Origin of the sequence: Cupriavidus campinensis (genome assembly GCF_905397395.1) — a bacterium.
GTDB classification, from domain to species: Bacteria; Pseudomonadota; Gammaproteobacteria; order Burkholderiales; family Burkholderiaceae; genus Cupriavidus; species Cupriavidus campinensis.
On record NZ_CAJPVH010000004.1, the window covers coordinates 1 to 26453 of the forward strand.

Consider the following 26453-nt stretch of genomic DNA (forward strand, 5'->3'; position numbering starts at 1 on the left):
CGGCGCCCGCGCCCGCGCCGCAGGCAGCGGTCCCGGCCAACGCCCCGCAGCCGGTGACGGGTCAACACCTCGTCCCGCGTGCCGAACCGACGGCGCCTCCGTCCCCCGCCCGCTCGCACCATGGCCCGCTAGCGATAGCGCTGGCCGTGCTCGCCATCGCGCTGGGCGCCCTCCGGGAATGGCGTCGGGCGCGGCGCGTGGCCTTGCCGGCTGTCGATGGACAGCCACCCCACATCTCTTTATCCTGATCGCCTTCAAGCGACCCGCCCCCGCTCATCCACTGGATTTCCGCATGCAAACCTCCAAGATCCCCGCCACCATCGTCACCGGCTTTCTCGGCAGCGGCAAGACCACCTTGCTGCGCCACATCCTCGACAACGCCAACGGCCGCCGCATCGCGGTGATCGTCAACGAATTCGGGGAGCTGGGCATCGACGGCGAGATCCTGCAGGGCTGCGGCATTGGCTGCGATGACAACGGCGAGCCCACTGGCCAGCTCTACGAACTGGCCAACGGCTGCCTGTGCTGCACGGTACAGGAGGAGTTCTTCCCGGTGATGGAGCAGTTGCTGGAGCGGCGCGGGAAGATTGACCACGTGCTGATCGAGACCTCGGGCCTGGCGCTGCCCAAGCCGCTGGTGCAGGCGTTTCACTGGCCGAGCATCCGCAACGCCTTCACGGTAGATGCCGTGGTGACCGTGGTCGACGGCCCGGCCGCCGCCGCCGGCCAGTTCGCCGCCAACCCGGTGGCCGTGGACGCCCAGCGCCGCGCCGACCCGAATCTGGACCACGAATCGCCGCTGCACGAGCTGTTCGAGGACCAGCTGGCCAGTGCCGACCTCGTGATCCTGAACAAGACCGACCTGATGGACCCGGCGCAGATCGCCGCCGTGGAGGCGCTGGTGCGCCCGGAGATCCCGGCCGAGGTCAAGATCGTGCCGGCGCAGGCCGGCAAGCTGGACGTGGCGATGCTGCTGGGCCTGCAACGCGCTTCGGAGGAGACCATCCATCTGCGCGTCGATCATCACGGCAATGCCGAAGACCCCGACCATGCCGACCATCATCACGATGAATTCGATTCCGTGGTGGTGGAAGCGGGCACCGTGGAGCGCGACCAGCTGATCGGCGCCCTCCAGCAACTGGTGGCAGCCAATACGATCTACCGCATCAAGGGCTTTGCCGCGCTGCCGGGCAAGGCGATGCGGCTGGTGCTGCACGGGGTTGGCCAGCGCTTCGACAGCTATTTCGACCGCGCCTGGCGCGCCGCCGAGCCACAGGGTACGCGCGTGGTGCTGATCGGGCAGGATCTCGACCGCGCCGCGCTGCAGGCGTCGCTGGACGCTGCGCTGGACGCTGCACTGCCGGCCCGCTGACCCCATGCACCTGCTGTCCACCCGGCCCGGCGGCTTTGTCGAGGACAGCGCTGTCGTGCTGCGCATCGTGCAGACGCCGGGGGAGATCGTCGTCCTGAGCGCGGCGGACACCACGCTGTCGCTGCTGGCCGGCGCGGTGCCGCGCCTCGGCCCCGGTTACCCGTCCGTGCGGCTGGCCAACCAGATGTACCTGCGCCAGCCGGCCTCGCTCGACCTCTATATCGACGAAGTGCTCCAGCACGCGCGCGTGGTGGTGGTGGACCATCTGGGCGGCGTCAACGACTGGGCCTACGGGCTGGAGCGGCTGCCGGAGCTGGCCCGCGCGCGCGGCCAGCTGCTGGTGATGGGTTCCGGCGACCTGGCCGAGGACGACAACCTCGCCCGGCACGGCAATGCGCCCGCCGCGCTGTCCCACCAGTTGTGGCACTACCTGCGCGAAGGCGGCGCCGGCAACGCCGAGCAGTTCTTCCGCTGCCTGGCGCACCATGCCTTCGGCTGGGGCGCGCCCGCGCTGCCGCCGCAGGTGCTGCCCGAGGCCGCCATCTATCACCCGGAGAGGACGGTCGCCACCGTCGAGGACTGGGCCGCGCGCTGGGCCGCGCACGGGCTGGCCGACCACGCCCCCGTGGTGGCGCTGCTGTTCTACCGCTCGCACCTGCAGGCCGGCAACACGGCCGTCTTCGACGCCATCGCCGATGCCTTGCTCGATGCCGGCCTGCGCCCGCTGCCGCTGGCGGTGACGTCCCTGAAGGCGCCGCTTTGCCGCGAAGTGCTCCAGCGCCTGTGCGATGCGCACGAGGTGGCGCTTGTCCTCAACACCACCGCGTTCGCCGTGGCGTCGCTCGACAGCGAAGGCGGGGAAGGGGATGCCCCGCTCGCCAACGATGCCCCGGTACTCCAGGTGATCCTCAGCGGCGGCAACCGGGAGGACTGGCTGGCCGACAACCAGGGGCTCGGCACGCGTGACGTGGCGATGCACATCGCGCTGCCCGAAGTCGATGGGCGGATCATCACGCGCGCGGTCAGCTTCAAGGGGCTGGCCTACCGCTGCCCGCACACCGAGGCGGACATCGTGCAATACCAGCCGGACGCCGAGCGCGTGCGCTTTGTGGCGGAACTGGCGCGCCGCTGGTGCCGCCTCCGCACGCTGCCCAACGCCGGGAAGCGCGTGGCGCTGGTGCTGGCCAACTATCCGGCCAGCGAAGGGCGCATCGGCAACGGCGTGGGGCTCGATACACCGGCGTCGGTCGTGCGGATCCTGGCCGCCCTCCATGCCGAGGGGTACGCCATCGACGCGCTGCCCGAGAACAGCGATGCGCTGATGCAGGGCCTGACGCGCGGCATCACCAACGACCTGGATCAGCACGCCGTGCGGCCCGCGTTCCAGAGCGTGACGGTGGAGGACTACCGGCGCTGGCTGGCGGCACTGCCGGCGGCGCTTCAGGACGCCATTGCGGCGCGCTGGGGTGCGCCCGAGGCCGACCCGATGGTGCGGCAGGGCCGCTTCATGATCGCCGGCGTGCGCACCGGGCGGGTGTTCGTCGGCATCCAGCCGGCGCGCGCCTATGGCTTGGACGGCTACGCCAGCTATCACGATGCCGAACTCGTGCCGCCGCACGGCTACCTCGCGTTCTACTTCTGGCTGCGCCACGTGTTCGGCATCGACGCCATCGTGCATGTGGGCAAGCACGGCAACCTCGAATGGCTGCCGGGCAAGAGCGTGGCGCTGTCCGACGCCTGCTGGCCGGACGCCATCCTCGGCCCGCTGCCGCATCTGTACCCGTTTATCGTCAACGACCCGGGCGAGGGCGCGCAGGCCAAGCGCCGCACGCAGGCCGTGATCATCGACCACCTGATGCCGCCGCTCACGCGCGCCGAGAACTACGGGCCGCTGCAGGACCTGGAGCGGCAGGTGGACGAGTACTACGAGGCGCTCACCGTGGACCCGCGCCGCGCCCGGCTGCTGCGCAAGGAGATCCTGGCGTCGATTGTCGGCCAGCAGTTGCACACGGAACTGGGGCTGGCGGCGCCCACCGGCGGCGAGGAGGAAGACGCGCTGCTGAATCGCACCGATGCGTGGCTGTGCGAACTCAAGGAGTCACAGATCCGCGACGGCCTGCACGTGTTCGGCCAGTCCCCGGCTGGCGTGCAGCGCCGGGACACGCTGGCGGCGCTCGCGCGTTTTCCGGTGGGCGATGGCCGGGACGCCCGGGCGGGGCTGCTGACGGCGCTGGCCGCCGACCTGTCATTGGGCGACGACTTCGACCCGCTCGACGCCGACTGGGCCGCGCAATGGCTGGGGCCGCGTCCGACGCTGCTGGCGGACATCGACGCCGGCCCGTGGCGCCACCACGGCGACACGCGCGAGCGGCTGGAAATGCTGGCGCTGCGCTTGCTCGATGGGGGACTGGACGCCGAAGCAATGCTGCCGCACACCGCGCAGGTCCTCGCCCGGCTGCGCCAGGACGTGGCGCCACGGCTGGACGCCTGCGGCGCACAGGAACTGACGCAGCTAATGCGCGGCCTCGCCGGGCGCTTCGTGCCGCCCGGCCCGAGCGGGGCGCCGTCGCGCGGCCGGCCGGACGTGCTGCCCACCGGCCGCAACTTCTATTCGGTGGATACCCGCGCGGTGCCCACGCGCACGGCGTGGACGCTTGGCCTGCGCGCGGCCAACCTGCTGATCGAACGGCATGTGCAGGAGCATGGCGAGTATCCGCGCGCGGTGGGCCTGTCCGTGTGGGGCACGGCGACCATGCGCACCGGCGGTGACGACATCGCCCAGGCCATGGCCCTGCTGGGCGTGCGGCCCAAGTGGGCGCAGGGCAGTCATCGCGTGGTGGACTTCGAGATCCTGCCGATGGCCAACTTCGGCCGCCCGCGCGTGGACGTGACGCTGCGCGTGTCCGGCTTCTTCCGCGATGCCTTCGCCAGCCTCGTGGCGCTGTTCGACGCCGCCGTGCGCGCCGTGGCAGACGTGGACGAGCCGGCGGACGTCAACCCGATCCGCGCGCGCGTGCTGGCAGAGCAGGCGCGGCTGCAAGCCGGGGGCGCCGCGCCGGACGATGCGCGCGAACGTGCTGCCTGGCGCGTCTTCGGCGCCCGGCCCGGCGACTACGGCACCGGCCTCCAGGCCCTGATCGACGGCCGCCAGTGGCAGGACGACGCGGACCTGGCCCACGCCTACCTGCACGCGGGCGGCTACGCCTACGGGCAGCGCGCCGATGGCATCGACGCGCGCGACGCCTTCGCCACCCGGCTGGCCGAGATCGACGCCGTGGTGCAGAACCAGGACAACCACGAGCACGACCTGCTCGACGCCAACGACTACTACCAGTTCCAGGGCGGCATGGTGGCCGCCGTGCGGCATCTGGCAGGCGAGCAGCCGGCGATCTATCACGGCGACCACGCCAACCCGGCCGCGCCGCGCGTGCGCACGCTGGGCGAGGAAATCGCCCGCGTGATCCGGGCGCGGGTGGTCAATCCCAAGTGGATCGACGGCGCGCGCCGGCACGGCTACAAGGGCGCGTTCGAGATGGCCGCCACCGTGGACTACCTGTTCGGCTACGATGCCACGACCCGCGTGGTGGGCGACCACCAGTACGCGCTGGTGGCGGACGCCTACGTCAACGACCCCGCCAATCGCGCATTCCTTGCCCGGCACAATCCGCGCGCGCTGCAAGGCATCTGCGAGCGGCTGCTGGAGGCCATGGAGCGCGGACTCTGGCAACAACCGGGCGCCCAGCGCGGCCGGATCGAACAACATCTGCTCGACAACGAGCAGCGCATCGAAGGTTCTTCCGAAGGTTAATGCTCATGAGCCCCGTCACCGTGGTGCGTCATCCGTTTCCGTTCAGCGCCCTGGTCGGCCAGGCGCGGCTGCAACAGGCGCTGCTGCTGGCTGCCGTCGATCCCGGCATCGGCGGCGTGCTGGTCACCGGGCCGCGCGGCACCGCCAAGTCCACGGCGGCGCGTGCGCTGGCGGAACTGCTGCCGCACGGCCACTTCGTCACGCTGCCGCTAGGCGCCAGCGAGGAGCAGCTGACCGGCACGCTGGACCTGAGCCACGTGCTGCAACAGGGCGAGGTGCGCTTCGCGCCGGGCCTGCTGGCGCGCGCGCACGAGGGCGTGTTGTATGTGGATGAAGTCAACCTGCTGCCGGACCCGCTGGTGGACCAGTTGCTCGACGTGGCGGCCAGCGGTGTGAACGTGGTGGAGCGCGATGGCGTGTCCCACCAGCACGCGGCGCGCTTCGTGCTCGTCGGCACGATGAATCCGGAGGAGGGCGAGCTGCGCCCGCAACTGCTGGACCGCTTCGGCCTTGCGCTGGCGCTCGACAACTACGCCGACCCGGTCACGCGGCAGGCCATCGTGCGCGCCCGGCTGGCCTTCGATACCGACCCGGAGGCGTTCCGCGCCGCCATGGCGACGGCCCAGCAGGCGCTGGCGGCGCAGGTCGTGCAGGCGCGCGGGGCGCTCGGCGGGCTGGATTTCTCCGATGCCGTGCACGCCCATGTCAGCGCGCTGTGCCTGGCGGCGGCGGTGGATGGCGTGCGGGCGGATCTCGTCATGCTGCGCGCCGCGCGCGCGCTGGCCGCGTGGGACGGTGCCCCGGCGGTGACCGTGGCGCATGTGGATGCCGTGGCGGAACTGGTGCTCCATCATCGTCGCCATGCGGGTTCGCCGGCATCCCCCGAGGCTGGCGACGCGGAATCGGCCGGGGAGCGTGCCACGGCGCCCGCGCCGCAGGACAACCCGTGGGGTGCCATGCCGCCGCCGGCTGACACGGTCGCCGGCATCGCCAGCATCAAGCCGCTGCGCGCCTTCGGGAATCGTCCGCCAAAAAAAGCCTGAGCCACCGGCAGGCCGCCGGGCCGGTCCGGCAAGGCGGCAACCGGTGGCAGCCCCCTCGCTCTATGCCACGTTCTATGCCACGTCCGGCCACGCCGGGCGCGGGCGTGCCCGGGGCCCGCATCCACTGGCCGCGCACGCTGGCGGCCAAGCGGCAGGCGCGGCTGGCCGCCGAGCATCTGCGCCACCGGCGTGCCGACGCGCGCGCCGGGGTGCTGCATTGCGTGGCGCTCGATTGTTCCGGCTCGATGACCCAGGGCGAGCAACTCGCGCTGGCCAAGGGCGTGCTCGTGCGGCTGCTGGAACGCGCCTACCAGTCCCGTGCAGATGTGGCGCTGGTCTGCTTTGCCGGGCGGCAGGCCGAGATCCGGCTAGCGCCGTCGCGCGCACGCTACTGGAACGCCGACTGGATCCGCCCGATTGCCGGCGGCGGCGGCACCCCGCTGGCGCTGGGCGTGGCGCGCGCCGGCCAGTTGCTGGCGGCGCAGGCCCGACACCGGCCGATGCAGCGGCGCTGGCTCTGGCTGCTGACCGATGGCCGCAGCAGCGAGCTGCCGCCCCGGCCCGCCTGGGCCGATCACGTGGTGGTGGTGGACGTGGAGCGCCGCGCCGTGGCGCTGGGCCGCTGCCGCACGCTGGCCTTGGCGTGGAGCGCCGACTATCGCGATGCCGCCGCGTTGATCGAATAAAAGTAACGCCCGCGCCACATCCCCCTTCCGTAGGGCATGTCCGGCCTAAAGTCTCGCGCCTGCCTGACCGTTAGCCCATCGATAGCCCCGGCACGCAGCAACGAAACAGCGGGGCATTACGAGGAGCGGACGGCATCATGGCTTGGGACAACTTGAGTATGCGCACGCGGCTGGGCGCGGCGTTTGGCGTGGTCGTGCTGTTGGTGGCGGTCATGATGACACTGGCGCTCGAGCGTATTGGCGAGCTGGAGCAGCGCGCGGCGGCCGTGCCGGACAAGCCGGCGGCTACCGCCCAGGCTGTACCCCTGACTGGCGACAACACCCGTACCTGGATCTGGGGCCTGGGCGGCGCGGTGCTGCTGGCCAGCGTGGTGTGCTGGTTCCGTCTCACGCGCGCCATCGAGATCCCGCTCAAGGAGGCCGAGTTCATCGCCGAAACCGTGGCGGCGGGCGACCTCAGCAAGGAATTCGAGACCGAGCGGGGCGGCGATTTCGGCCGCCTGCTGGGCGGGCTGGGCGAGATGGAGGACATGCTGACGGACCTGGTCACGCGCATCAAGGCGTCTAGCGATTCGATCTCGTCGGCGTCGCACCAGATTGCCGCTGGCAATACCGACCTGTCCCAGCGCACCGAGGAACAGGCCGCCACGCTTGAGGAAACGGCATCGAGCATGAGCGAGCTGACCGCCATGGTGAAGCAGAACACCGAACGCGCGCGCACCGCCAACGGGCTGGCGGCGTCCGCGTCGGGCGTGGCCGAGCGCGGCGGCGCCATCGTCGGCAATGTCGTGGAGACCATGCAGGCCATCAGCGCCAGCTCCCGCAAGGTGACGGACATCATCGCCGTGATCGAGGGCATCGCCTTCCAGACCAATATCCTGGCGCTGAACGCCGCCGTGGAAGCGGCCCGGGCCGGCGAGCAGGGGCGCGGCTTCGCTGTGGTGGCGGGCGAGGTGCGCACGCTGGCCCAGCGCAGCGCGGCGGCGGCCAAGGAAATCAACGTGCTGATCAACGATTCGGCGCGGCAGGTGGAGTCGGGCTCCTCGCTGGTGGGGCAGGCCGGCCAGACCATGGCGGAAATCGTGCAGTCGGTGCGGCATGTGACCCAGATCCTGGGCGAGATCGCCGAGGCGTCCGAGCACCAGAGCGGCGGCATCGAGCAGGTCAACGAGGCCGTGGCGCAGATGGACGAGGTAACGCAGCAGAACGCCGCGCTGGTGGAAGAGGCCGCCGCGGCATCGGCGGCGCTGGCCGAGCAGGCCCAGCAGCTCCAGCAGGTGGTAGGCGAGTTCAAGCTCGACGACGACGAGCCTGCCCGCCCGGCGGCGCGCCAGTCGCTGGGCTTCCAGGCCAGGCTGGCCCGCGCCTGACTAATATCTAAGCGGGCGGACGGACGATGTCCGGTGCGGCGGCCACGCCCAGGTCGCCGCTCTGGAGATAGGCGATCACCGGCGCCCAGAACGCCTGCGCGTGCGCAGGTTCGATGGCGGCGTTGTGGGGCAGGTCCTCGAAGATCTCGAGCCGGCTCGGCGCGCGGGCCATCCGCGCCAGATACTCGCCATGACTGAACGGGATGGTCTGGTCCTGCCGGCTGTGGATCAGCAGCAGCGGCATGCGCAGCTTGCGGATGCGCGCGGCGTTGTTCCACGGCTCCGGCAGCATCCACGCCAGCCACGCGGGCACCCGCCCCGTGACCACCGCCGCCGCGCGCGCGGAGCGGAAACCGGCGCCAATCACGGCGCCGTCCGGGCTGGGCCGCAGCCGGCCAATCACATCGAGCAGAATCCCACTTCCCAGCGAATAGCCCATCACGTGGCGCCGCGCCGCAGCCGGCGTGGCGGCGATGAACTGGAGATAGCCGGCCAGCGCGTCCTGACGCAGGTTGCGCACCGAGGGCCGCCCGGTACTCGCGCCATAGCCGCTGTAGTCGAACACGAAGGAGCCGATGCCGGCCGCGTGGAGCATGGCTTGCACGGGCGCCCAGTCGGTCAGGCATTCCGAATCGCCATGGAACACGCACAGCGCCGGGCCGGTTGGGTCAGGCGCGGCAACGAATGAGGCATGCAGTGTGCGGTCCCCGCTGGCGAAGGTGTACTGGCGGGACGGCACGCCGAGGTGGTCGGGGGTGACGTCTCCGACCGGGATGGTGACGAAAGCATCACGTTCCATCGCCCGGAAGACCAGCCATCGGCCCAGCCCAGCGGCCACGGCAACGCCAGCAACGCCGGCCGCGCCGGCAAGCCAGCGTTTCAGGGGACGGGAGGCGGCAGCGGGCGGGGTGGACAGCGGAGCGGACATGGCGGGCCGGGGCGCGGGGGATGTGATAAGCCTAGCACCCGATTGGGCAGGGCGCCGGTCGCAAGAGAGTCAGGCTATCGGCCTCATAAATAAGTTTTCGGCGCGATCGGCAGATTCGCCTTGCTTGTCTATCTACCAGTAGATATTATCCAGCCCATGGACTCGCCGCACAAACCGAGCGGTGGTCTGAGCAAGACCTCGAACGGGGCCTTTCAGAGCCAAGATATCTATCTAGTGGTAGATAGCATCGGAAGATAACCCCGGCAAACGCAGCCAATACAAGGAGCTTCACCATGAACGCCAAGACCATCCTCAGTGCCGCCGCTCTCGCCGCCGCCTTCGTGACGGGCGCCGCCCAGGCCGCTCCCGCCAGCAACCAGACCGGTGAAGCCTACGGCTACGGTTACCGCGTGAACGACGCACGCAACCCGTACAGCGACGGTGCCCGCGACGTACATCGCCCCCGCAACCCGTTCGTGGACGGCGCCCGCGTGAATGACGCACGCAGCCCGTTCTCCGATGGCGCCCGCGCCGGCAAGTTCGACCCGTACACCGACGGCGCCCGCACCGTGGCCGGCCGCGACCGCACCGGCGTCTCCGCCGAACCGGGCCGCACCGCTGATACGGCTGTTGAAACTGCCTAAATTATCGCTCCGCCGCGGATCGCGGCATGCGGTACCGGCCGGCGCCCCAAAAAGGTGCCGGCCGCCTTTGCGTTGACATCGGGGTAATCCCGGTTGAGTATCTATCTTCGTGTAGATAAACTTTGCCCCATGAAAACCCAACCCGTCCGTGAGCAGCTGCTCGAACACACGCTGGTACTGATTCGCCGCCGTGGTTTCAATGGCTTCAGTTATCGCGATCTGGCCGAGCTGGTGGGGGTCAAGACCTCCAGCATCCACTATTACTTTCCGTCGAAGGACGACCTCGTCCTGGAAGCGGTGAAGGAATACAGCGCGCGCATCGTCGAGCGCCTGCGCAATATCGACCCCGAACTGCCGGTGCTGGAACAGGCCCGCCAGTACCTGGAGCCGCTGCGCGCTACCTGCGGATCTGACCAGATCTGCCTGGCCGGCATGCTCTCTACCGAGGTGCTGTCGCTGCCCGAGCCTGTGCACAACGTGCTCAAGGATTTCTATCACATGAACGAGGCCTGGCTCGCCAAGCTGCTCGAGCGCGGGCAGCAACAACGCGAGACCCTGTACCCCGTGCCGCCCGAAATGCTCGCGCAAGTGCTGTATGGTGCGCTCCAGAACGGCCTGATCGCCGCGCGGCTGTTTGGCACGCAGGAGCGCCTGGAAGCCGCCGCCGAAACCCTGCTCGGCGCCCTGTGCAACAAGCGCGCCGCCGCACTGTTGGGCAAGACCTGCGCCTGACGTAGACGCTGCATAAAAAACCGCCGGATGGCCGCAAGGTCTCCGGCGGTTTTTCTTTGTCAGATTGTTAAATCGGCGTGCGATCTGATGGGGCTCAATTTTGTCGGGAAAAGATCACGTTACATCTGTGCTTCCAGAGGCAGCGGGGCCGTGTGACCGTTGTGCACGGAACTGCCTTGGTATAAAATTTTGTACAGATGGGGCAGCATGGATCGTGAAAGAGAAATCCGTTGGGTAGGGTCAGCCTATGCAGATCTGCTTTTGTTTCCCGACGACGCCAGACGGCAGGCGGGCTTTCAACTCGCCAAGGTGCAGGCGGGGCTAGATCCCACCGACTGGAAACCGTTTGGCGACATCGGGCCCGGCACGCGCGAACTGAGAATTCGTGAGGCGAGTGGGATCTATCGGGTGATGTACGTCGCACGATTCGACGACGCGGTCTACGTACTGCATTGCTTTCAGAAGAAGACCCAGGCCACCAGCCTGGGGGACCGTGCGATTGCACGCGCGCGCTATCGGGCGCTGGATATAGGATGGAAACACTAGTCATGACGATCGATACCAAGATCCGACACGTCACCAAGCCGGGTGCGAACCTGTTTCTCGAGCTGGGATTTGCCCCGGACGAGGCCGAACGGCTCCATGCCGTTTCCCAGAAGGAGATTAACGACACCCGTCTGCTCAAGCAGCAACTGATGCGCGAGATCAGCGGCTGGATCGACGAACACAACCTGCGGCAGGCGGATGCTGCCGAGATCCTGATGGTGTCTCGCCCCCGCGTGTCCGACGTCGTGAATCAGAAAACCGCGAAGTTCACGCTCGACACGCTGGTGGAGATGCTGAGTCGCATCGGCAAGCCGGTGACGATCGCGGTGGGCTAGGCAGTCGCATCCCCTGACGCAAGGCCAGACCCGGCCACCACCCCGCACAACCACCCCCCATCGTCATGCGGCAGGTCATGTCCTGCCCACGGATGGCGCAGGTGCCGCGCCCCCCAGGCCGCTGCGATGCGGACCGAGCAGACCGGGTTGACGAGGCGGTCGGCGTCCGAGGAGAGGATCAGCGTGGGGCAGGGCGGGGCGGAGGGGGCGGCGCGGTAGCGGGCGGCGGCCAGCAGTTGGCGGAGGGCCGCCGCGCGGGTGACCGGGGCGGTTTGGCCGATGGTGACCCACGCCGCCAGGTCGGCGTCCCGCGTATCCATCCGCTCGCAGGTCAGGCGGTGGACCGTGCGCTCGCAGCGGGCGCGGTCGTGCCAATGGTTGGCCATGCCGATGAGCGCGGCCCAGTTCTGGGGGCGCAGGCGCTGCGGCAGGGTGTTGAAAGGGCGCATGCTGGTGTTGATCAGCACCAGTCCGGCCACTTCCCCGGGGTAGCGTTGGGCCCATTCGGTGGCGACCATGGCGCCGAGCGACATCGCCAGGATGCGGCATGGCGCGGCCACCCCATCGGCGCGGGCCGTGGCGCGCACCGCTTCCATGATGCCGTGCACGTCGACGGGCACCGTCGCGTGGTGGGCCGTGCCGTTGCCGGGCAGGTCGATCAGGGTCGGGCGCCCCAGGCCGCGGGCGGTCCACAGCGCGGGCAGGTCGCCCCAGTGGCGCGACTCGCGGGTCAGGCCGCGCAGGAAGATCCACGGGCTCATGGCGCAGGTTTCCGGTCTTGCCAGTGCGCGCGCGCCTGCGCCAGCAACTGCTGCCGATGGACGCCCTCGGGCAGCCATCGCTCCGGAGCGAAGGCGGTGCGGCCGAGGAAGTCGAACAGGCTCACGTGCCGGCGCAGCACGCGCGCCGTGCGATGGGCCTTGATCGGATTGAAAATGCCCGCGCGCGAGAAGAGCTGGCGCGGATTCTTCTTGATCCACAGCCACGAGCCCAGTTCCAGCGTCATCGGCAGGAACAGCGTGCCCGCCGGCGCGCGGTCGTAGGCGTAGTCCCACAGGTCGCCGTGCAGCAGGTACTGGTGGCTCTGCGGCTCGAAGGCGTAGCCGTGGTGCGGGTGGGCCTGCTCGAACATGGTCTTGAGCAGGTACATCTCCGGCAGGTGCGCCATGGGCGTGTGGGTGCGCGCGTAGGGAAACCAGATGCTGTCGCGCCAGCCATAGCCGGAATGGCAATCGACCGCGAAACTGAGGGGCCGGCCCAGCAGTTCTTCCTCCACCACGCGCAGCAGCGCGGCGGCCTCGGGCTCCATCGGCGCACCGGCGCGGCCGCGATACCACGGCAGCCACGCGCCGAGGCGCTGCCCGCCGGCCAGGAAGGGCACGCGCGCATCGGCGTTCTGCGGCGCGTTGCGCATCAGATCCACGCCCCGGGGGTTGGCGCGCGTGGCCGCATGCATGCCGCCCGGGTTGACGATCGGCATGAAGACCAGCTTCACGGCCTGCAACTCGCGGTGGAGCAGCTCGTCCCATTGCAGGCGGCACAGCAGCGAGCGCATGTAGTCGAGCACCAGCTGGGTGCCGATCCGTTCGAGCCCGTGAATGCCGCCGAAGATGCCGATGGCCGGCGCATCGGGCGCGTCCGTGCCCAGCGCCGCCACATGCACCCCGAACGAGCGGCCGTCCACGGCTACCTCGCACGCCACGCGCGACCGGAACCACGGGGCGCCCAATTCCAGCAGCGCCAGCAGCTGGTCGTACTCGGGAAAGCTGGGGCGGCCCGGGTCGGTCATCGGCGGAGGGGGTCCTTGGGGGCGGTGCGGTGGGGGCGCGAGGCTCAGGTCAACTCAGTTCAATATAGGTGCAGGTTGCGGAACCTCGCAATGCCGCTGCGCGGCGCTGCCCGGCAGCACCAGGCAGTCCAGCAGCGCGCGCACCAGCCGCGTCCCGCTGCGAATCTTGAGGCTGTAGAGATATTCGTGGATGACCGGCGCCTGGCTGGCGAACGGCACCACGCAGAGCGCGGGGTCGCGCGGCACCTCGCCCACGGGCATCACGCTGGCGCCAAGGTTGTGCCGGATCGCCTCGCAGATGGCTTCGCGGCTGCCGATCACGGTATGCGGCGGGAGGTCGATGCCCACCGCGCCCAGCGCGGCCTCGGTGGCCTCGCGGGTCATCGACCCTTGTTCGCGCACGATCAGGTGGCAGGTGGCCAGTTCGGCCACCTCCACGCGCGGGCGGCGCGCCAGCGGGTGGAGCGGATGGGCGACCAGCACCATCGGGTCGGCGGCGAGCATGACGCGGGAGAGCCGGTCGTCGTCCACCGCGTGCGACGACACCGCGGCATCGATCCGGTATTCGAACAGCGCGTCGAGCATCTGCCGCGAATTGCCGATCTCGATGCTGACCGCCACGGCCGGGTAGCGTTCCCGGAACGCGGCCACGCTGCGCAGGATGTAGTAGGGGCCGGTGGCGCCAATCCGCAGGCTGCCCAGCCGCAGGTTGCCGGCGTTGCGGAGCAGGAAATCGGCCTCGCCCTCCTGCTGCATCATCTGTTCGGCCAGCGGCATCAGGGCCACGCCGACGTCGCTGAGGTCAAGCCGGCTGGCGCGGCGGTGGAACAGTTCCACGCCGTAGAGCACTTCCAGCTGGCGGATGCGGCCGGTGACAGTGGGCTGGCTGAGCCGCAGTTGCCGGGCCGCGCTCGTGATGCTGCCTTGCCGCGCCACTTCATAGAACGTCATCAGCAGATCGCCAAGCATGGGGCTCCCATCGAATTCAGGACGAACCCGCGAGCGTAGCCTGGCAATGTGACAGTGGTGGGTACGGCGGCGCCCCTCTCCCAAGGGGACAGGGGCGCCGACCAGGCCCAGGCGGGCTTAGCTCCCCATCGCCGGATCGGACACCGTGTGGGTGCCGTTCTCCACGCGGCCGGCAAAGCGCCGCGAGAAGCCGCCCTGCGTGGTGGTCACCGTGAAGTCATACCAGTTGCCCTGCGACTTCACCGGGAAGGGCTGGTCGAGTTCCTTGCCGGCGGGCAACTCGAAGGTCCACGGGCCGTCCGTGCGGTAGGCGTTGGGCACCACCGTGAACGTGCAGGCTGCCTTGCCACGGTTGATCAGCGTCAGCCAGACCTTGGGCTCGTCGGATTCCTCGTAGCACACGCGGATCTCCGGCGCGGCGCCGCCGCCGGCTTCCTGCTGGGCGCTCACGTCGCCGATGAAGGCGCGATGGTAGCCGTTCGGGCCCAGTACCCAGAGGTCGTAGCGGCCGCTGTCGGTGGCGTAGACATCCCAGGTGGCGTCGATGTCCTTGCCCGGCTCCACCGCGTAGCGGCGCGGCACGCTGCCCAGGTGCAGGCGGTCGTAGACATGGAACACCGCCGCCTGGGTGCCGTCATTGCGGAACTTCAGGATCATGGCGCGGTTGACCGGATCTTCCAGGCCGCTGGTGTGCAGCGTGTACGGCAGCGCGCGCGAGGGCCGCGTGCCGCTGGCCTGCGTCGGCATGGTCTGCGCCGCCACGGTCGGGGTGGGAATCTGGGCCAGCGCCTCCTGCTGGGTGCGCTGGGTGTCCGCGCCGGTCTTGTCGATCCCGGCGAAAGAGATCGACGTGGTGCCGTTCGGGTTGACGAAGTCGAACGCAGTCATCATGTCGCCCATCACCGCGCGGCGATAGGGGCTGATGTTGGTCTCCTGCACGCCGAAACGCTGCTCGAGGAAGCGCAGCACCGAGGTGTGGTCGAACACCTGCGAGTTGACCCAGCCGCCACGGCTCCACGGCGATACCACGTACATCGGCACGCGCGGGCCGGGGCCGAACGGCGTCTTGTCCACGCTGTAGTACTCGGCGGCGGCGTCCATCGTGGTGGCGCCGACGGGCTTGCCCGCGCCATCCAGCGCCGGGGCGCAGGGCGGCGGCACGTGGTCGAAGAAGCCGTCGTTTTCGTCGAAATTGATCAGCAGGACGGTCTTGCTCCAGATGTCCGGGTTGGCCGTCAGCGCGTTGAGCACCTCCTGGGTGTACCAGGCGCCCTGCACCGGGCTCGACGGCCCCGGGTGCTCCGAGTACGTGGCCGGGGCCACGATCCACGATACCTGCGGCAGCGTGCCGGCGGCGATGTCGTCGCGCAGTGCCTGCAGGAAGCCGCCATCGGGCATGGTGTTGGCGATGCCCTTGAACAGCGGGTTCACGGCGTCGTTGGCCGGCGTGTAGGCCGGGTAGGGCGCACCGTTGGCCGCGTTGCCGAGCGCGGCGTTGGCGGCGCGGTACTGGGCGAAGCCGGCCAGCGGGTTGTCGGTGAAGTTGTCCGGCATGTTCTGGTAGACCTTCCAGGTCACGCCGGCGGTCTGCAGGCGCTCCGGGTAGGTGGTCCAGGTGTAGTTGATGCCGGTGGCGTCGAGCGAGTCGCCGCTGTTGTCGATCACCGGGCCGCCCTTCTGGCCGAACGGGTCGTTGGTGCCGGTCCAGTGGAACAGGCGGTTGGTGTTGGTGCCGCCGTGGAAGCTGCAGTGGTAGGCGTCGCACAGCGTGAAGGCGTCCGCCAGCGCGAACTGGAATTCCAGCTCCTTCTGCTTGTAGTAACCCATCGACTGGCGCTGCTTGGAGGTCGGCCACGCGCTCATGCGGCCGAGGTCCCAGGCGGCCTGGCCGTCCGGCTGGCTGTGCGGGGTGCCGCTCACGCGCTGGGCGTTGCCGGCGGTGCTGTCCAGGTGGTACGGCAGCACTACGCGATTGGTGTTGCCGCTGGCGTAAGTCTGCTGGAACACGTTGCGGCCGCCCGGCAGCGGGATCGGGAAGCGGTCACCGAAGCCGCGCACACCCTTGAACGTGCCGAAGTAGTTGTCGAACGAGCGGTTTTCCTGCATCAGGATCACCACGTACTGCACGTCCTGGATCGATTTGTTGACGTTGTTGGCCGGAATGGCCAGCGCGCGGCGAATGGCCGGCGGAAACGCGGCGAGCGCGGCGGTTGCGGCGGCGCTGCCGCCTGCCATCTTGAGGAAATTGCGTCGGCTGCTGGAGTTCATGTCGAGTTCTGCCCTGAGCGGTTCTGGATTCGAGGAGGTGGGATCGCGGCGCTTCAGGGCGCGCACTTCAGCTTGGGCGTATCGGTGGGCTGGCCCGGCTGGGTCGGCGTGCCGCCAGGTTGCCCAGTGGTGGGCGGGGTGTCGTCGCCGCCACAGGCGGTCAGCGCCGCGCAGAGCAGCAGGGTGGCGGCCAGCCCGGCCAGGGGGCGCGGGGCTTTGGGCGGCCGCACGTGGGCAAGGCTGGCAAGGGTGCGGATGTCGTGCATGGTCTGGATTCTCTTGCGGAGGGGTGGGGTGGGTGCCGTCAAGCGCCCTATGCGTTGCTCGCGTCGTTCGCGTGGCTCGCGATGCGCTTCGCAGCGTACGGTCCCGCCTTGTCCCGGCGGTGACATATGCCCCAAGAATCCTGATACGGACATTCGCCGATTTGGCCCCGAAGGGCGCTGAATGCACATTGGCTGGCGTCGGTTGCTGCGTCGCACCAAGTCCTGTGCTATGGTGTTTGGAAGGTTTCCTCCAATTTGCCCCCGAATCCCGTTTACCTGTCAGACTGCCGGACTCGGGAAGATCCTTGCCCAGACCGGGTTGCAGGACCGGCGCATCGGATAGCCCCCCATCAATGCATTTTTGTTGCACTTGCAACGTGGCATGACCTTGCTTGTCGGCAAGGCTTTCCGCCCCCATTCTGCAATGCGGAAGGGCTTGCAGGAGCGGTACATGAACACCGAATCACGTTACGTCTGGCATTACACCGTGGGTACGCCGCTGGCCGCGATTGCGCGCTCGGGTCGGCTCAAGCCCGCGATGGCCCATGGCCGGCCCGCGCGTCCTGGCGAGCAGGACATCCTATGGTTTTCGCGCAACCAGCAATGGGACCCATCCGCCACTCAGGACGATGGCCTGAGCGAGGCGCGCCACGCGCTTTCGCGCGCCGCCCTGCATGCGCGCTTTGGGCTCTACCGGTTTGGCATCGCGGCCACTGACCCGCGCCTGCTGCCGTGGCCGACGGTCACGCGCGTGGCCGATATCGAGGTGCCCGATGCCATGGCGATGGTGGCCGCCGGCCTGCGCTGCGGCGCCGCACCCACTGACTGGATCGGCACGCTGAACGAGATTCCGCTGTCCGAGCTGCGCTTCGAGGCGTGGACCGGCCGCGAATGGACCACCGCCGATCTCAACGAGCTGGCCGCCCAGCTCGCCTAGCTCACACGTTCAGCGACTCAGCCCGCGCGCGGCCACCGGCCACACCGCTTCCACCACGCCGCCGCGCACCGCCACCAGTGCATCGTAGAGATTGAGGGTCGGGTCGCAATGGCCCGGCACCAGCAGCACGCGGCTGCCCAGCGCGGGCAGGGCGGCGAGGTTGCCGGCCTGCCGGGGTTTGACGATGCCATGCTCGTCGTTCGCTGCCACGTATTCCAGCGCCCCGGACGCCGCGCCATCGGCCCAGATCCACGGCAACCCTGAATCCACCGCCATCGACTTCAGCCCCGCATCGAGGATGACGCGGTCGCCGGCGGCCACACTCATCACCGTCGTGGCGATAAACAGGCTGTGCTCGAAGCGCAGGGCGCCCGGATAGGCGTTGCTGCCGTAGTCGGCGTCCATGAACACGTACGAGCCCGGCTGGATCTCGGTGTACACGCCGCTGCCCACGTCGAACTCCACGCTGCCGCTGCCGCCGCCCGTTACCACCTCGCATTGCACGCCCGCCACCGCCAGCTTCGCCAGCACGGCGCCGGTGCGTTCGGCGGCTTGCGCGGCGGCGTCGCGGCGGGCCGCCCAGTCGCGCAGATGCTGGATGCCGCCGTGGTACGCCTGCAAGCCGCGCAGGGACAGGCGGGGATGGGCGGCAATCCGTTCTGCCAGGGCGATGGCCGCCGGCGCGTCGGCCACGCCGCAGCGGCCCTGGCCGACATCGATCTCGATAAAGACGTCCAGTTGCGTGCCGGCGGCCTCGGTGGCTGCCGCCAGGGTGTCAATTTGTGATGCATCGTCCACACACACGCTGAGGCGCGCATGGCGGGCCAACTCGGCCAGCAGCGCCGCCTTGGTCGGCGACGCAATCTCGTTACTGATATGGATGTCGGTCACGCCGGCCGCCACGAAGGGCACGGCCTCGCTGACCTTCTGGCAGCAGATGCCCACTGCGCCGCGCGCGATCTGCGCCAGCGCAATCTCGGGGCACTTGTGCGCCTTGGCGTGCGGGCGCAGTTTCACGCCGGCGCGGTCGGCGGCGTCCTGCATGCGCGCCACGTTGCGCGTGAAGGGGGCGAGGTCAAGGATCAGGGACGGCGTGTCGATGGCATCGACGGACTGGCCGGGGATGGCGGCGGGCGGCAGATCAAAAGACAGGGGCATGGCGGCAAGGATGTGATGGATGGGGCCGGGGAGCGGAAGCGTAGCACGCGCGATTCCACTACGATGAGGAAGTCCGCGCCGATGCGGACCCAAACCAGGAGGGCGCCATGGCAACCGATGCAAGAGGCCTGGAAGTCACATCCAATCATCCCGCCGCGCTCGCGCACTATGAGACCGGGCTGGCGCTGCTGCATGGCTACTACGGCGACCCGCTGGCGGCGGTGGATGCCGCGCTGGCCGACGACCCCGACTTCGCCATGGGCCACGCACTGCGCGCCGCGCTGATGGTGACCTCGGGCGACGGCACCGCCGTGCCCCTGCTGCGCGAGAGCGTGGAGGCCGGCGAGGCCCTGGGCGACCGCGCCAACCTGCGCGAGCGCCGCCATCTGGCCGCCGCGCGCGCCTGGCTGGACGGGCGATTCGCCGAGTCGGTGCAGGCGTACGGTGACATCGCCATCGACTATCCGCGCGACATCCTCGCCGTGCAGGTGGCCCATCTGGGCGATTTCCTGCTCGGCCAGTCGTCGATGCTGCGCGACCGCGTCGCGCAGGTGCTGCCCCATTGGGACAGGGATGTGCCCGGCTACGGCTACCTGCTCGGCATGCATGCCTTCGGGCTCGAGGAATCCAATCGCTATGAAGACGCCGAGGCGCGTGGCCGCGAGGCCGTGGCGCTGAACCCGCGCGATCCGTGGGCGATCCACGCCGTGGCGCATGTGATGGAGATGCAGGGCCGGCTGGACGACGGCGCGGCATGGCTGCGCGCGCACGTATCGGACTGGTCTGAAGACAACATGCTGGCGGTGCACAACTGGTGGCATCTGGCCCTGTTCCTGCTCGAACAGGAGCGCTACGACGAAGTACTGGCGCTCTACGACGCGCACATCAACCGGCCGGCGCCGGCCATTGCGCTCGATCTGGTCGATGGCGCCGCGCTGCTGTGGCGGCTGCACCTGCGCGGCGTGGATGCAGGCGCGCGCTGGGCCGCGCTGGCCGACGACTGGTACACGCGCGGCGCGGCCGGCTACTACGCCTTCAACGATGTGCACGCCATCATGGCGTGCCTGGGCGCGGGCCGCGACGACGCCGTGGCAGAGATCCGCGCGGCCATGGCGGGCGCGGCGATCGGGCAGGGCACCAACGCGATGATGTCGCGCGACGTGGGCCTGCCCGTGGCCGACGCGATGATCGCCTTCGCGCGCGGCGACTATGCCGCCACGGTGGCGCTGCTGATGCCGGTGCGCATCCTCACCCATCGCTTCGGCGGCAGCCACGCCCAGCGCGACGTCTTCGCGCTGACCCTGATCGAAGCGGCCCTGCGTGGCCGCCACGCCAACCTCGCCGCCGCGCTGGTGGCCGAGCGCGCCGCGCTCAAGCCGATGAACCCAAGCCTCGCCGCGTTAGCCGGCCGCGCACGGCGGACATCGCAGGCCCAGGAAACCCGTTCGACGCTGCACTGATCCATCCCCCTGCATCCACCTTGTCGCCAACCTGGAGGTCACCATGCATCAACCGACGTTCCGCTCGAAGCCCCTGCGTCTCGCCGCCGTCCTGCTGGCGATGGCCAGCCTGCCGGCCATCGCCCACCATGGCTGGTCCACCTATGACCAGACCAAGCCGCTGACCGTGACCGGCAAGGTGGTGGAGAGCCACTACGAGAACCCGCACGCCACGATCCGGGTGGATGCGCAGGGCAAGCGCTGGTTTGCCGTGCTGGCGCCGGTGTCGCGCATGGAGTCCCGCGGCGCCACGCAGGAGAAGGTGGCCGTGGGCAAGCAGGTAACCCTTGTCGGCTACCAGAGCAAGGAAAAGGCCGACGAGATGCGCGTGGAGCGCATCACGGTAGACGGCGGCCAGACCGTGGAACTGCGTTGAGTGTCGATGGAGGCACTTGGCGAGCTGGGCGCCACGCTCGCCGCGTGGCCGTTCTCGGTGGCGCTGCGGGCGTCGTCCTGGGCGTATCCGATCATCGAGATCGTGCATCTGGCCGGCATGGCGCTGCTGTTCGGGTCCATCGTCGTGGTGGACCTGCGGCTGGCCGGGCTGGGGCGGCAGTTGCCGGTCACCACGCTGCTGCGCCATGCGCTGCCGGCCTCGGTGGCGGGCTTCCTCGCCGTGGTGGCCAGCGGGGCGCTGCTGTTCCTGGCGCATGCCGATGAACTGATCGTCAACCGCGCGTTCCTGATCAAGATCGTGCTGATCGGGCTCGGGCTGGCCAACGCGCTCTGGTTCCATCAGGGGCCTTACCGGCAGTTGCATGCCGCGCCAGCCGGCGCCAGCTGGGATATCGGCCAGCCACCGCCCACGGGCGCGCGTGCCTGCGCCATGGTGTCGCTGCTGACGTGGGGGCTGGTGATCTGCGCGGGCCGGCTGATCGCCTATGTCTGAGCCGCTGCAGGGCTGTCTGGACCACGCAATTTGATGTAACGCAAATGGCGTGCAGGCGTTGCTCAAGGTTTAAGGGGGCGGGTCGTTAAGCCTGATCGGTACTCCATCGATCCAACGAACAACCTGCCCCATGAACAACCTCAGTATTCGCCATGGCCTGCTGGCCACCCTGGTGGTCTTCGGACTGATGATCCTGTTTGGCGCCGCCCTGGGCGTGACCGAGCTGCGTGCAGCAAGCGGCGCTTCCGAGCGCATTCACGTGGTGGCCACGCGCGCCATGCTGATCAACGACGCCTACAAGGACATGACGCGCGCGCGCTCGGCCCTGACCCGCGCCTATAGCTCTGCCAAGGAGTCTGGCGCGGTGAACGCGGACGCCATCGCCAGCGCCGAGAAGTCGATGCGCAAGTCCGCCGATGAGCTGAACGCCTTCGAGAAGGCCGCGCCTATCGAAGGCCAGGACGCCGGCACGCGAGAGGAGATCATCGGCGCGGGCCGTGCCCATATGGATGCCGTGCAGCGCGCGCTCGAGGCGCTGCGCAGCAATGACCCGGCGGGTTACGCGGCGATCAACGACAAGGACATCACCGCCTCCGGCGCGAAGTACTCGGCTGGCGTGGAGCGCTTCCAGAAATTCGCCGAGCAGCATAACGACGCGGCCGTGGCCACGGGCCGCAGCCGCTTCCATCGCGTACTGGTGCTGGTGGGGATTGGCCTGGCGGCGTCGGTGCTGCTGATCGTAGCGGTGCACGTGGCACTGCGCCGGCTGGTGGTGGCGCCGCTCAACGCGGCCTGTCAGCTGATCATGCGCGTGGCCGATGGCGACCTGACCATGACCGTGCCGCCGGCGGGCCGCAACGAGATTGGCCAGTTGCTGGACGCGCTGGCCCGCATGCGCGCCGGCCTGACCGAGACCGTGCGCAAGGTGCGCGCGGGTTCCGATGCCGTGACCACCGGCGCGCGCGAGATCGCGGCGGGGAACACGGACCTGTCCTCGCGTACCGAGGAACAGTCGTCGGCGCTGGAGCAGACCGCCGCCAGCATGGAGGAACTGACCTCCACCGTCGGCAACAACGCGGAGAGCGCCAGCCGGGCCAGCGCGCTGGCGCGCGACGCGGCGGACCTCGCCCAGCGCGGCGGCGATGTGGTGCGCGGCGTGGTGCAGACCATGAGCGACATCAACACGAGTTCGCAGAAGATCGTCGACATCATCGGCGTGATCGACGGCATTGCCTTCCAGACCAACATCCTCGCGCTCAACGCCGCCGTGGAAGCCGCGCGCGCGGGCGAGCAGGGCCGGGGCTTTGCCGTGGTGGCGGGCGAGGTGCGCGCGCTGGCGCAGCGCAGTGCCGGGGCGGCCAAGGAGATCAAGGCGCTGATCGATTCGTCGGTGGAACGCGTGGACGCCGGCAGCACCCAGGTGGAGCAGGCCGGCAACACCATCGGCGAGATTGTTGGCGCGGTGCAGCGGCTGGCGGCTACGGTCAACGAGATCTCGGCGGCGTCGCAGGAGCAGTCCAGCGGCATCACGCAGGTCAGCGAGGCGGTGTCCCAGATGGAGCAGGTCAACCAGCAGAACGCCGCGCTGGTGGAGCAGGCCGCCGCAGCGGCCGACTCGCTCGAGGCGCAGGCCAACCAGCTGGCGGCGGCCGTGACGGTATTCCGTCTGGCGGCTTGACCCTTCCACGCATTGGCAGACCTCAGGCCGCCAGCCGTTCCTCCACGAACAGCAGGCGGTCGTTGCCCCAGAACAGTTCCCCATCGACGATAAAGCTGGGCGCGCCGAAAATGCCGCGCGCCACGGCTTCCTCCGTCACGCGCTTGAGTTCGGCCTTGACCTCGGGGTCATCGAGCATGGCCAGCGCCTGCCGGGGGTCCATCCCCGCATCGACCAGCACTTTTCCGATCTCCTGGGGATCGTTGAGGTTGCGGCCGTCCTCCCACATCGCACGGAAGATCGCCTCCACGTAACGCGCGAAGGCGTCCGCGCCCTGGCGCTGGTAGCCGATGGCGCCGCGCATCAGCGCCAGCGTGTTGACCGGGAAATAGGGGTTGTGGCGGAACGGCACGTCGTAGCGGCGCGCCCAGCGCTCGGTGTCTGTCTTCGACCATTGCGACTTGAGCGGGATGTCGGCCGGGCTGTGGTTGCCGGTGGCCTTGAACACGCCGCCCAGCAGCATCGGCCGCCAGACGATGGTGGCGCCGGTGCGCGCCGCCACGCGCGGGAGTTCCTTGTAGGCCAGGTAGGAATAGGGGCTGCCGAAGTCGAAGAAAAACTCCACCTGCTTGGTCATCGCATGTCTCCGTTGTAGTTTGTGACAGTTGTCCGGGGCGGGGCGGGGCTACCAGTGCTCGATCCAGGGGCGGATGTCCAGTTCGTGGGTCCAGGCGTCGCGCGGCTGCTGGTGCAGCATCCAGTAGGTATCGGCGATGTGCTCCGGATTGACGATGCCATCGCGCGCCTTGGCCGCGTAGCGGTCTGGAAAGTTCTCGCGGATAAAGGCGGTGTCGATGGCGGCATCGACAATCAGGTGGGCCACGTGAATCCCCTGCGGCCCCAGTTCGCGCGCCATGCTCTGCGCCAGCGCCCGCAGCGCGTGTTTGGCGCCGGCAAACGCAGACATGCCGTCGCGCCCGCGCACGCTGGCCGTGGCGCCGGTGAAGAAGATCGAGCCGCGCTGGCGCGGCAGCATCGCGCGTGCCGCCTCGCGGCCCATCAGGAAGCCGCCGAAGCAGGCCATCTCCCACACCTTGAAGTACACGCGCGAGGTGGTTTCCAGGATCGGAAAGTTGACGTTGGCGCCGATGTTGAACACGGCCACTTCCAGCGGGGCGATGTCGCGCTCGATGCGTGCGATCAGCGCCACGGTGTCTTCTTCCTTGCGGGCGTCGCAGGCGAAGGCGTGGGCCTCGCCCCCTTCGGCGCGGATCTGGTCGACCAGATCCGCGAGCTTGTCTGCGCTGCGCCGGGTCACGCAGGCGATATAGCCCTCGCGCGCAAAGCGTCGGGCAATGGCACCGCCTGTGGCGTCTCCGGCACCTACTACCAGGATGGCTTTCTTGTCGGGCATCGCGTCTCCTCCGTGGTTTGCGTCGCATTGTGACAGCAAAGGCAGAATCGCTTCGGGCTTGACTTTATATCGTACGATATATATCTTACGATACGTCTTACGATGGATTCGTGAACCCGACAACGGAGTGCAGCATGCGACATCTCTTTGGATTTCCCTTCGGTTCCCCCTTCGGTGAGCACCATCATCACCATGCCCACGACGGCTGCGGCCATCGTTTCGGCAAGCACGCCATGTCCCGCCGGGGCGGCGGTTTCTGGTCTCAGGGCGGCGGCCCGGACTTTGAGGGGGGCGATGGCTTCGATGGCGATAGCTGGCGCCGGGGCCGCAAGTTCAGCGCGGAAGACCTGCAGCTGCTGCTGCTGTCGCTGCTCGAGGAAAAGCCGTCGCACGGCTACGAATTGATCAAGGCGCTGGAGGCCCGCACCGGCGGCTTCTACAAGCCGAGCCCGGGCGTGGTCTATCCCGCGCTGACCTTCCTCGAGGACCTCGGCTACGCCACGGTCATCACCGAAGGCAACAAGAAGCGCTACGAACTGGCCGATGCGGGCCGCGCCTACCTGGCCGAGAACCGCGAGCGGCTCGAGCACATGGTCGCCCGGCTGCGCCACGTGGCGCGCAAGATGGACTTCATGCGCCGTGCCATGAGCGGCGAGCCCCAGCGCGAGCCGGAGCAGGGCGGCTGGCTGCCCGAATTCGTCGAGGCGCGCCTGCGCATCAAGCGCGCGCTGACCCAGCGCAGCGAGGCCTCCGCCGACGAACAGCGCCGCATCGCCGCCATCCTGGCCCGCGCCGCCGACGAGATCGAAGCCGGCCAGTCCTGAACCCTAATACAAGGTATTCCATGACGATTTCCCGTGACCTGACGGTCCAGCGCGTGCGCCATCCGCTCAAGATGCGCCTGCTCCAGGTGCTGCGCACCCAACTGGTGTCCCCGCAGCTGCTGCGCGTGACGCTCGGCGGCGACGATCTGGCCGATTTCACCTCAGGCTCCTTCGACGACCATATCAAGGTGTTTTTCCCCGCGCCCGGCGCCGAGCGCCCGGTGCTGCCAGTGGTGGGCCCGGACGGCATCGTGTTCCCCGAGGGCCAGCCGCGCCCGCAGGCGCGCGACTACACGCCGCGCCGCTACGACCCCGTGGCGCGCGAGCTGGACATCGAATTCGTGCTCCATGGCGATGGCCCCGCCTCCACGTGGGCGGCGCAGGCCCGGCCGGGGCAGTACCTGCGCGTGGGCGGGCCGCGCGGCTCGTTCGTGATTCCGACGGCGTTTGACTGGCACCTGTTGATCGGCGACGACACGGCGCTGCCGGCCATCGCCCGCCGCGTGGAGGAACTGGGGCCCGATGCCCAGGTGATCGTGGTGGCCGAGGTGACCAGCGCCAAGGCGCAGATCCCGCTCGCCGTGGGGCCGCGTGCGCAGGTGCATTGGCTCCATCGGGAAGATCAGCCCGAAGTTCGCGTCCCAGAAGGCAGCCTGCTGGCCCCGGCGCTGCAATCGGTGAACCTGCCCGCAGGCGAAGGCTATGTCTGGGCGGCCGGCGAGGGTGCCGCGATGCGCGCCGTGCGCCAGCACCTGGTGGGCGAGCGCGGCGTGGACAAGGCCCGCATCCGCGCATCGGCCTACTGGAAGCGCGGCAACGCGGCGGTGCACGAGACCCTCGACGATTAAGCTCGCCGGGTTTGGACGGGCGGCGGGCGCCGGCTACACTGGCTGGATGCCAACCGCCCGGGATGTGCCATGCCGCTGAAGCGCCTGACCCTGCTGTCGATTGCTGCTGCCGTGGTCATGACCGCCGCCGCCTGTGCCCCGGATGCGGTGCGCAACGTCGAGGCCAAGGGCTTCAACGCCTATCTCGATACGGTCCAGACGGCCTGCGCCAATGCGCGCCTGGGCTCGCACCCGCTGGGCGAGTGGCTGCGCAGCGGCGGCGACGACAGCGACAGCGACTACGTGTTCTGGCTCGACCAGACCTCCCGGCTCTACTACCAGCGCATCAGCGTGCCGCAGTACCGGAGTTCGATCGCCGGGGCCATGGGCGGCGACAAGGCCAACGCCGCCGCGCTCGACTGCATCGTCCGCCACCTGCCGGCGGATCGTCCCACCAAGGTGCCCGGCGGGCTGCTGTAGCGGCTGTAGTAA

At 69.1% G+C, this 26453-nt stretch carries 26 protein-coding genes; 17 read left to right on the forward strand and 9 right to left on the reverse strand.

Annotation, left to right across the window (positions count from 1 at the left end; genetic code table 11):
• Positions 1-292 precede the first annotated feature (292 nt).
• From cobW to KHO18_RS03715, 5 genes are all read left to right on the forward strand, one after another.
• Positions 293-1372 carry a cobalamin biosynthesis protein CobW gene (gene cobW, locus KHO18_RS03695; protein WP_211942788.1) on the forward strand — a complete coding sequence of 360 codons (1080 nt, stop codon included), beginning with the start codon at positions 293-295 and terminating at the stop codon, positions 1370-1372.
• Positions 1373-1376: 4 nt separating this feature from the next.
• A complete protein-coding gene (gene cobN, locus KHO18_RS03700) occupies positions 1377-5180 on the forward strand; it encodes a cobaltochelatase subunit CobN (protein ID WP_211942789.1) in 3804 nt (1267 codons plus the stop codon).
• Positions 5181-5185: 5 nt separating this feature from the next.
• On the forward strand, positions 5186-6223 hold the full coding sequence (locus KHO18_RS03705; RefSeq protein ID WP_144196959.1) for an ATP-binding protein: 1038 nt from the start codon (positions 5186-5188) through the stop codon (positions 6221-6223).
• A 74-nt stretch (positions 6224-6297) separates the two neighbouring features.
• Positions 6298-6909, forward strand: coding sequence for a vWA domain-containing protein (locus KHO18_RS03710; protein WP_144196960.1), 612 nt, complete (start codon positions 6298-6300; stop codon positions 6907-6909).
• A 137-nt stretch (positions 6910-7046) separates the two neighbouring features.
• Positions 7047-8279 carry a methyl-accepting chemotaxis protein gene (locus tag KHO18_RS03715; RefSeq protein ID WP_377731563.1) on the forward strand — a complete coding sequence of 411 codons (1233 nt, stop codon included), beginning with the start codon at positions 7047-7049 and terminating at the stop codon, positions 8277-8279.
• A 7-nt stretch (positions 8280-8286) separates the two neighbouring features.
• Here KHO18_RS03715 and KHO18_RS03720 read toward each other — a convergent pair whose 3' ends face one another.
• On the reverse strand, positions 8287-9207 hold the full coding sequence (locus KHO18_RS03720; protein WP_144196961.1) for an alpha/beta hydrolase: 921 nt from the start codon (positions 9205-9207) through the stop codon (positions 8287-8289).
• 293 nt (positions 9208-9500) lie between these two features.
• Here KHO18_RS03720 and KHO18_RS03725 point away from each other — a divergent pair, with 293 nt between their 5' ends.
• From KHO18_RS03725 to KHO18_RS03740, 4 genes are all read left to right on the forward strand, one after another.
• Entirely contained in the window at positions 9501-9851 is a 351-nt protein-coding gene (locus KHO18_RS03725; RefSeq protein ID WP_144196962.1) for a copper resistance protein CopQ, read from the forward strand.
• Positions 9852-9980: 129 nt separating this feature from the next.
• Complete coding sequence (locus KHO18_RS03730) at positions 9981-10583, forward strand: TetR/AcrR family transcriptional regulator (RefSeq protein WP_144196963.1); 603 nt, start codon at positions 9981-9983, stop codon at positions 10581-10583.
• 207 nt (positions 10584-10790) lie between these two features.
• A complete protein-coding gene (locus tag KHO18_RS03735; RefSeq protein ID WP_144196964.1) occupies positions 10791-11129 on the forward strand; it encodes a type II toxin-antitoxin system RelE/ParE family toxin in 339 nt (112 codons plus the stop codon).
• A 2-nt stretch (positions 11130-11131) separates the two neighbouring features.
• Positions 11132-11464: a helix-turn-helix domain-containing protein gene (locus tag KHO18_RS03740; protein ID WP_144196965.1), complete on the forward strand. Its 333-nt coding sequence runs from the start codon at positions 11132-11134 to the stop codon at positions 11462-11464.
• Here KHO18_RS03740 and KHO18_RS03745 read toward each other — a convergent pair.
• The 5 genes from KHO18_RS03745 to KHO18_RS03765 form a co-directional block, all read right to left on the reverse strand.
• Positions 11461-12225 (reverse strand): alpha/beta fold hydrolase, encoded by a 765-nt coding sequence (locus KHO18_RS03745; RefSeq protein WP_144196966.1) that lies wholly within the window; start codon positions 12223-12225, stop codon positions 11461-11463. The two genes, KHO18_RS03740 and KHO18_RS03745, sit on opposite strands and share 4 nt — an antisense overlap.
• On the reverse strand, positions 12222-13253 hold the full coding sequence (locus KHO18_RS03750; RefSeq protein ID WP_144196967.1) for a M14 family zinc carboxypeptidase: 1032 nt from the start codon (positions 13251-13253) through the stop codon (positions 12222-12224). Before KHO18_RS03750 ends, KHO18_RS03745 begins: the two co-directional genes overlap by 4 nt.
• A gap of 54 nt (positions 13254-13307) precedes the next feature.
• Positions 13308-14222, reverse strand: a complete 915-nt coding sequence (locus tag KHO18_RS03755) for a LysR substrate-binding domain-containing protein (protein WP_144196968.1) — start codon at positions 14220-14222, stop codon at positions 13308-13310.
• Between the two features lie 117 nt (positions 14223-14339).
• On the reverse strand, positions 14340-16490 hold the full coding sequence (locus KHO18_RS03760; RefSeq protein WP_144196969.1) for a phosphocholine-specific phospholipase C: 2151 nt from the start codon (positions 16488-16490) through the stop codon (positions 14340-14342).
• 53 nt (positions 16491-16543) lie between these two features.
• Positions 16544-16756, reverse strand: a complete 213-nt coding sequence (locus KHO18_RS03765; protein ID WP_144196970.1) for a hypothetical protein — start codon at positions 16754-16756, stop codon at positions 16544-16546.
• A 451-nt stretch (positions 16757-17207) separates the two neighbouring features.
• Here KHO18_RS03765 and KHO18_RS03770 point away from each other — a divergent pair, with 451 nt between their 5' ends.
• Positions 17208-17693 carry a hypothetical protein gene (locus KHO18_RS03770; protein ID WP_144196971.1) on the forward strand — a complete coding sequence of 162 codons (486 nt, stop codon included), beginning with the start codon at positions 17208-17210 and terminating at the stop codon, positions 17691-17693.
• Between the two features lie 9 nt (positions 17694-17702).
• On the opposite strand, the gene KHO18_RS03775 is transcribed toward KHO18_RS03770, so the two are convergent.
• Positions 17703-18851, reverse strand: a complete 1149-nt coding sequence (locus KHO18_RS03775) for a DSD1 family PLP-dependent enzyme (protein WP_144196972.1) — start codon at positions 18849-18851, stop codon at positions 17703-17705.
• A gap of 107 nt (positions 18852-18958) precedes the next feature.
• Between KHO18_RS03775 and KHO18_RS03780 the strand changes: the two genes are divergently transcribed.
• From KHO18_RS03780 to KHO18_RS03795, 4 genes are all read left to right on the forward strand, one after another.
• Positions 18959-20311: a tetratricopeptide repeat protein gene (locus KHO18_RS03780; protein ID WP_211942790.1), complete on the forward strand. Its 1353-nt coding sequence runs from the start codon at positions 18959-18961 to the stop codon at positions 20309-20311.
• Between the two features lie 43 nt (positions 20312-20354).
• Complete coding sequence (locus KHO18_RS03785; RefSeq protein ID WP_144196974.1) at positions 20355-20726, forward strand: DUF6152 family protein; 372 nt, start codon at positions 20355-20357, stop codon at positions 20724-20726.
• Between the two features lie 6 nt (positions 20727-20732).
• Positions 20733-21239 (forward strand): hypothetical protein, encoded by a 507-nt coding sequence (locus KHO18_RS03790; protein ID WP_144196975.1) that lies wholly within the window; start codon positions 20733-20735, stop codon positions 21237-21239.
• Positions 21240-21369: 130 nt separating this feature from the next.
• Positions 21370-22917, forward strand: coding sequence for a methyl-accepting chemotaxis protein (locus KHO18_RS03795; RefSeq protein ID WP_144196976.1), 1548 nt, complete (start codon positions 21370-21372; stop codon positions 22915-22917).
• Positions 22918-22939: 22 nt separating this feature from the next.
• Here KHO18_RS03795 and KHO18_RS03800 read toward each other — a convergent pair whose 3' ends face one another.
• The gene (locus KHO18_RS03800) at positions 22940-23533 is read right to left on the reverse strand and encodes a 2-hydroxychromene-2-carboxylate isomerase (RefSeq protein WP_144196977.1); all 594 of its coding nucleotides are present in this window, start codon (positions 23531-23533) and stop codon (positions 22940-22942) included.
• A gap of 48 nt (positions 23534-23581) precedes the next feature.
• The gene (locus KHO18_RS03805) at positions 23582-24310 is read right to left on the reverse strand and encodes an SDR family oxidoreductase (RefSeq protein WP_144196978.1); all 729 of its coding nucleotides are present in this window, start codon (positions 24308-24310) and stop codon (positions 23582-23584) included.
• 134 nt (positions 24311-24444) lie between these two features.
• Here KHO18_RS03805 and KHO18_RS03810 point away from each other — a divergent pair, with 134 nt between their 5' ends.
• The 3 genes from KHO18_RS03810 (at position 24445) to KHO18_RS03820 (ending at position 26441) form a co-directional block, all read left to right on the forward strand.
• Complete coding sequence (locus KHO18_RS03810; protein WP_144196979.1) at positions 24445-25134, forward strand: PadR family transcriptional regulator; 690 nt, start codon at positions 24445-24447, stop codon at positions 25132-25134.
• Between the two features lie 20 nt (positions 25135-25154).
• Positions 25155-25982, forward strand: a complete 828-nt coding sequence (locus KHO18_RS03815; RefSeq protein WP_211942791.1) for a siderophore-interacting protein — start codon at positions 25155-25157, stop codon at positions 25980-25982.
• Positions 25983-26051: 69 nt separating this feature from the next.
• Complete coding sequence (locus tag KHO18_RS03820; protein WP_144196981.1) at positions 26052-26441, forward strand: hypothetical protein; 390 nt, start codon at positions 26052-26054, stop codon at positions 26439-26441.
• Positions 26442-26453: the final 12 nt, after the last annotated feature.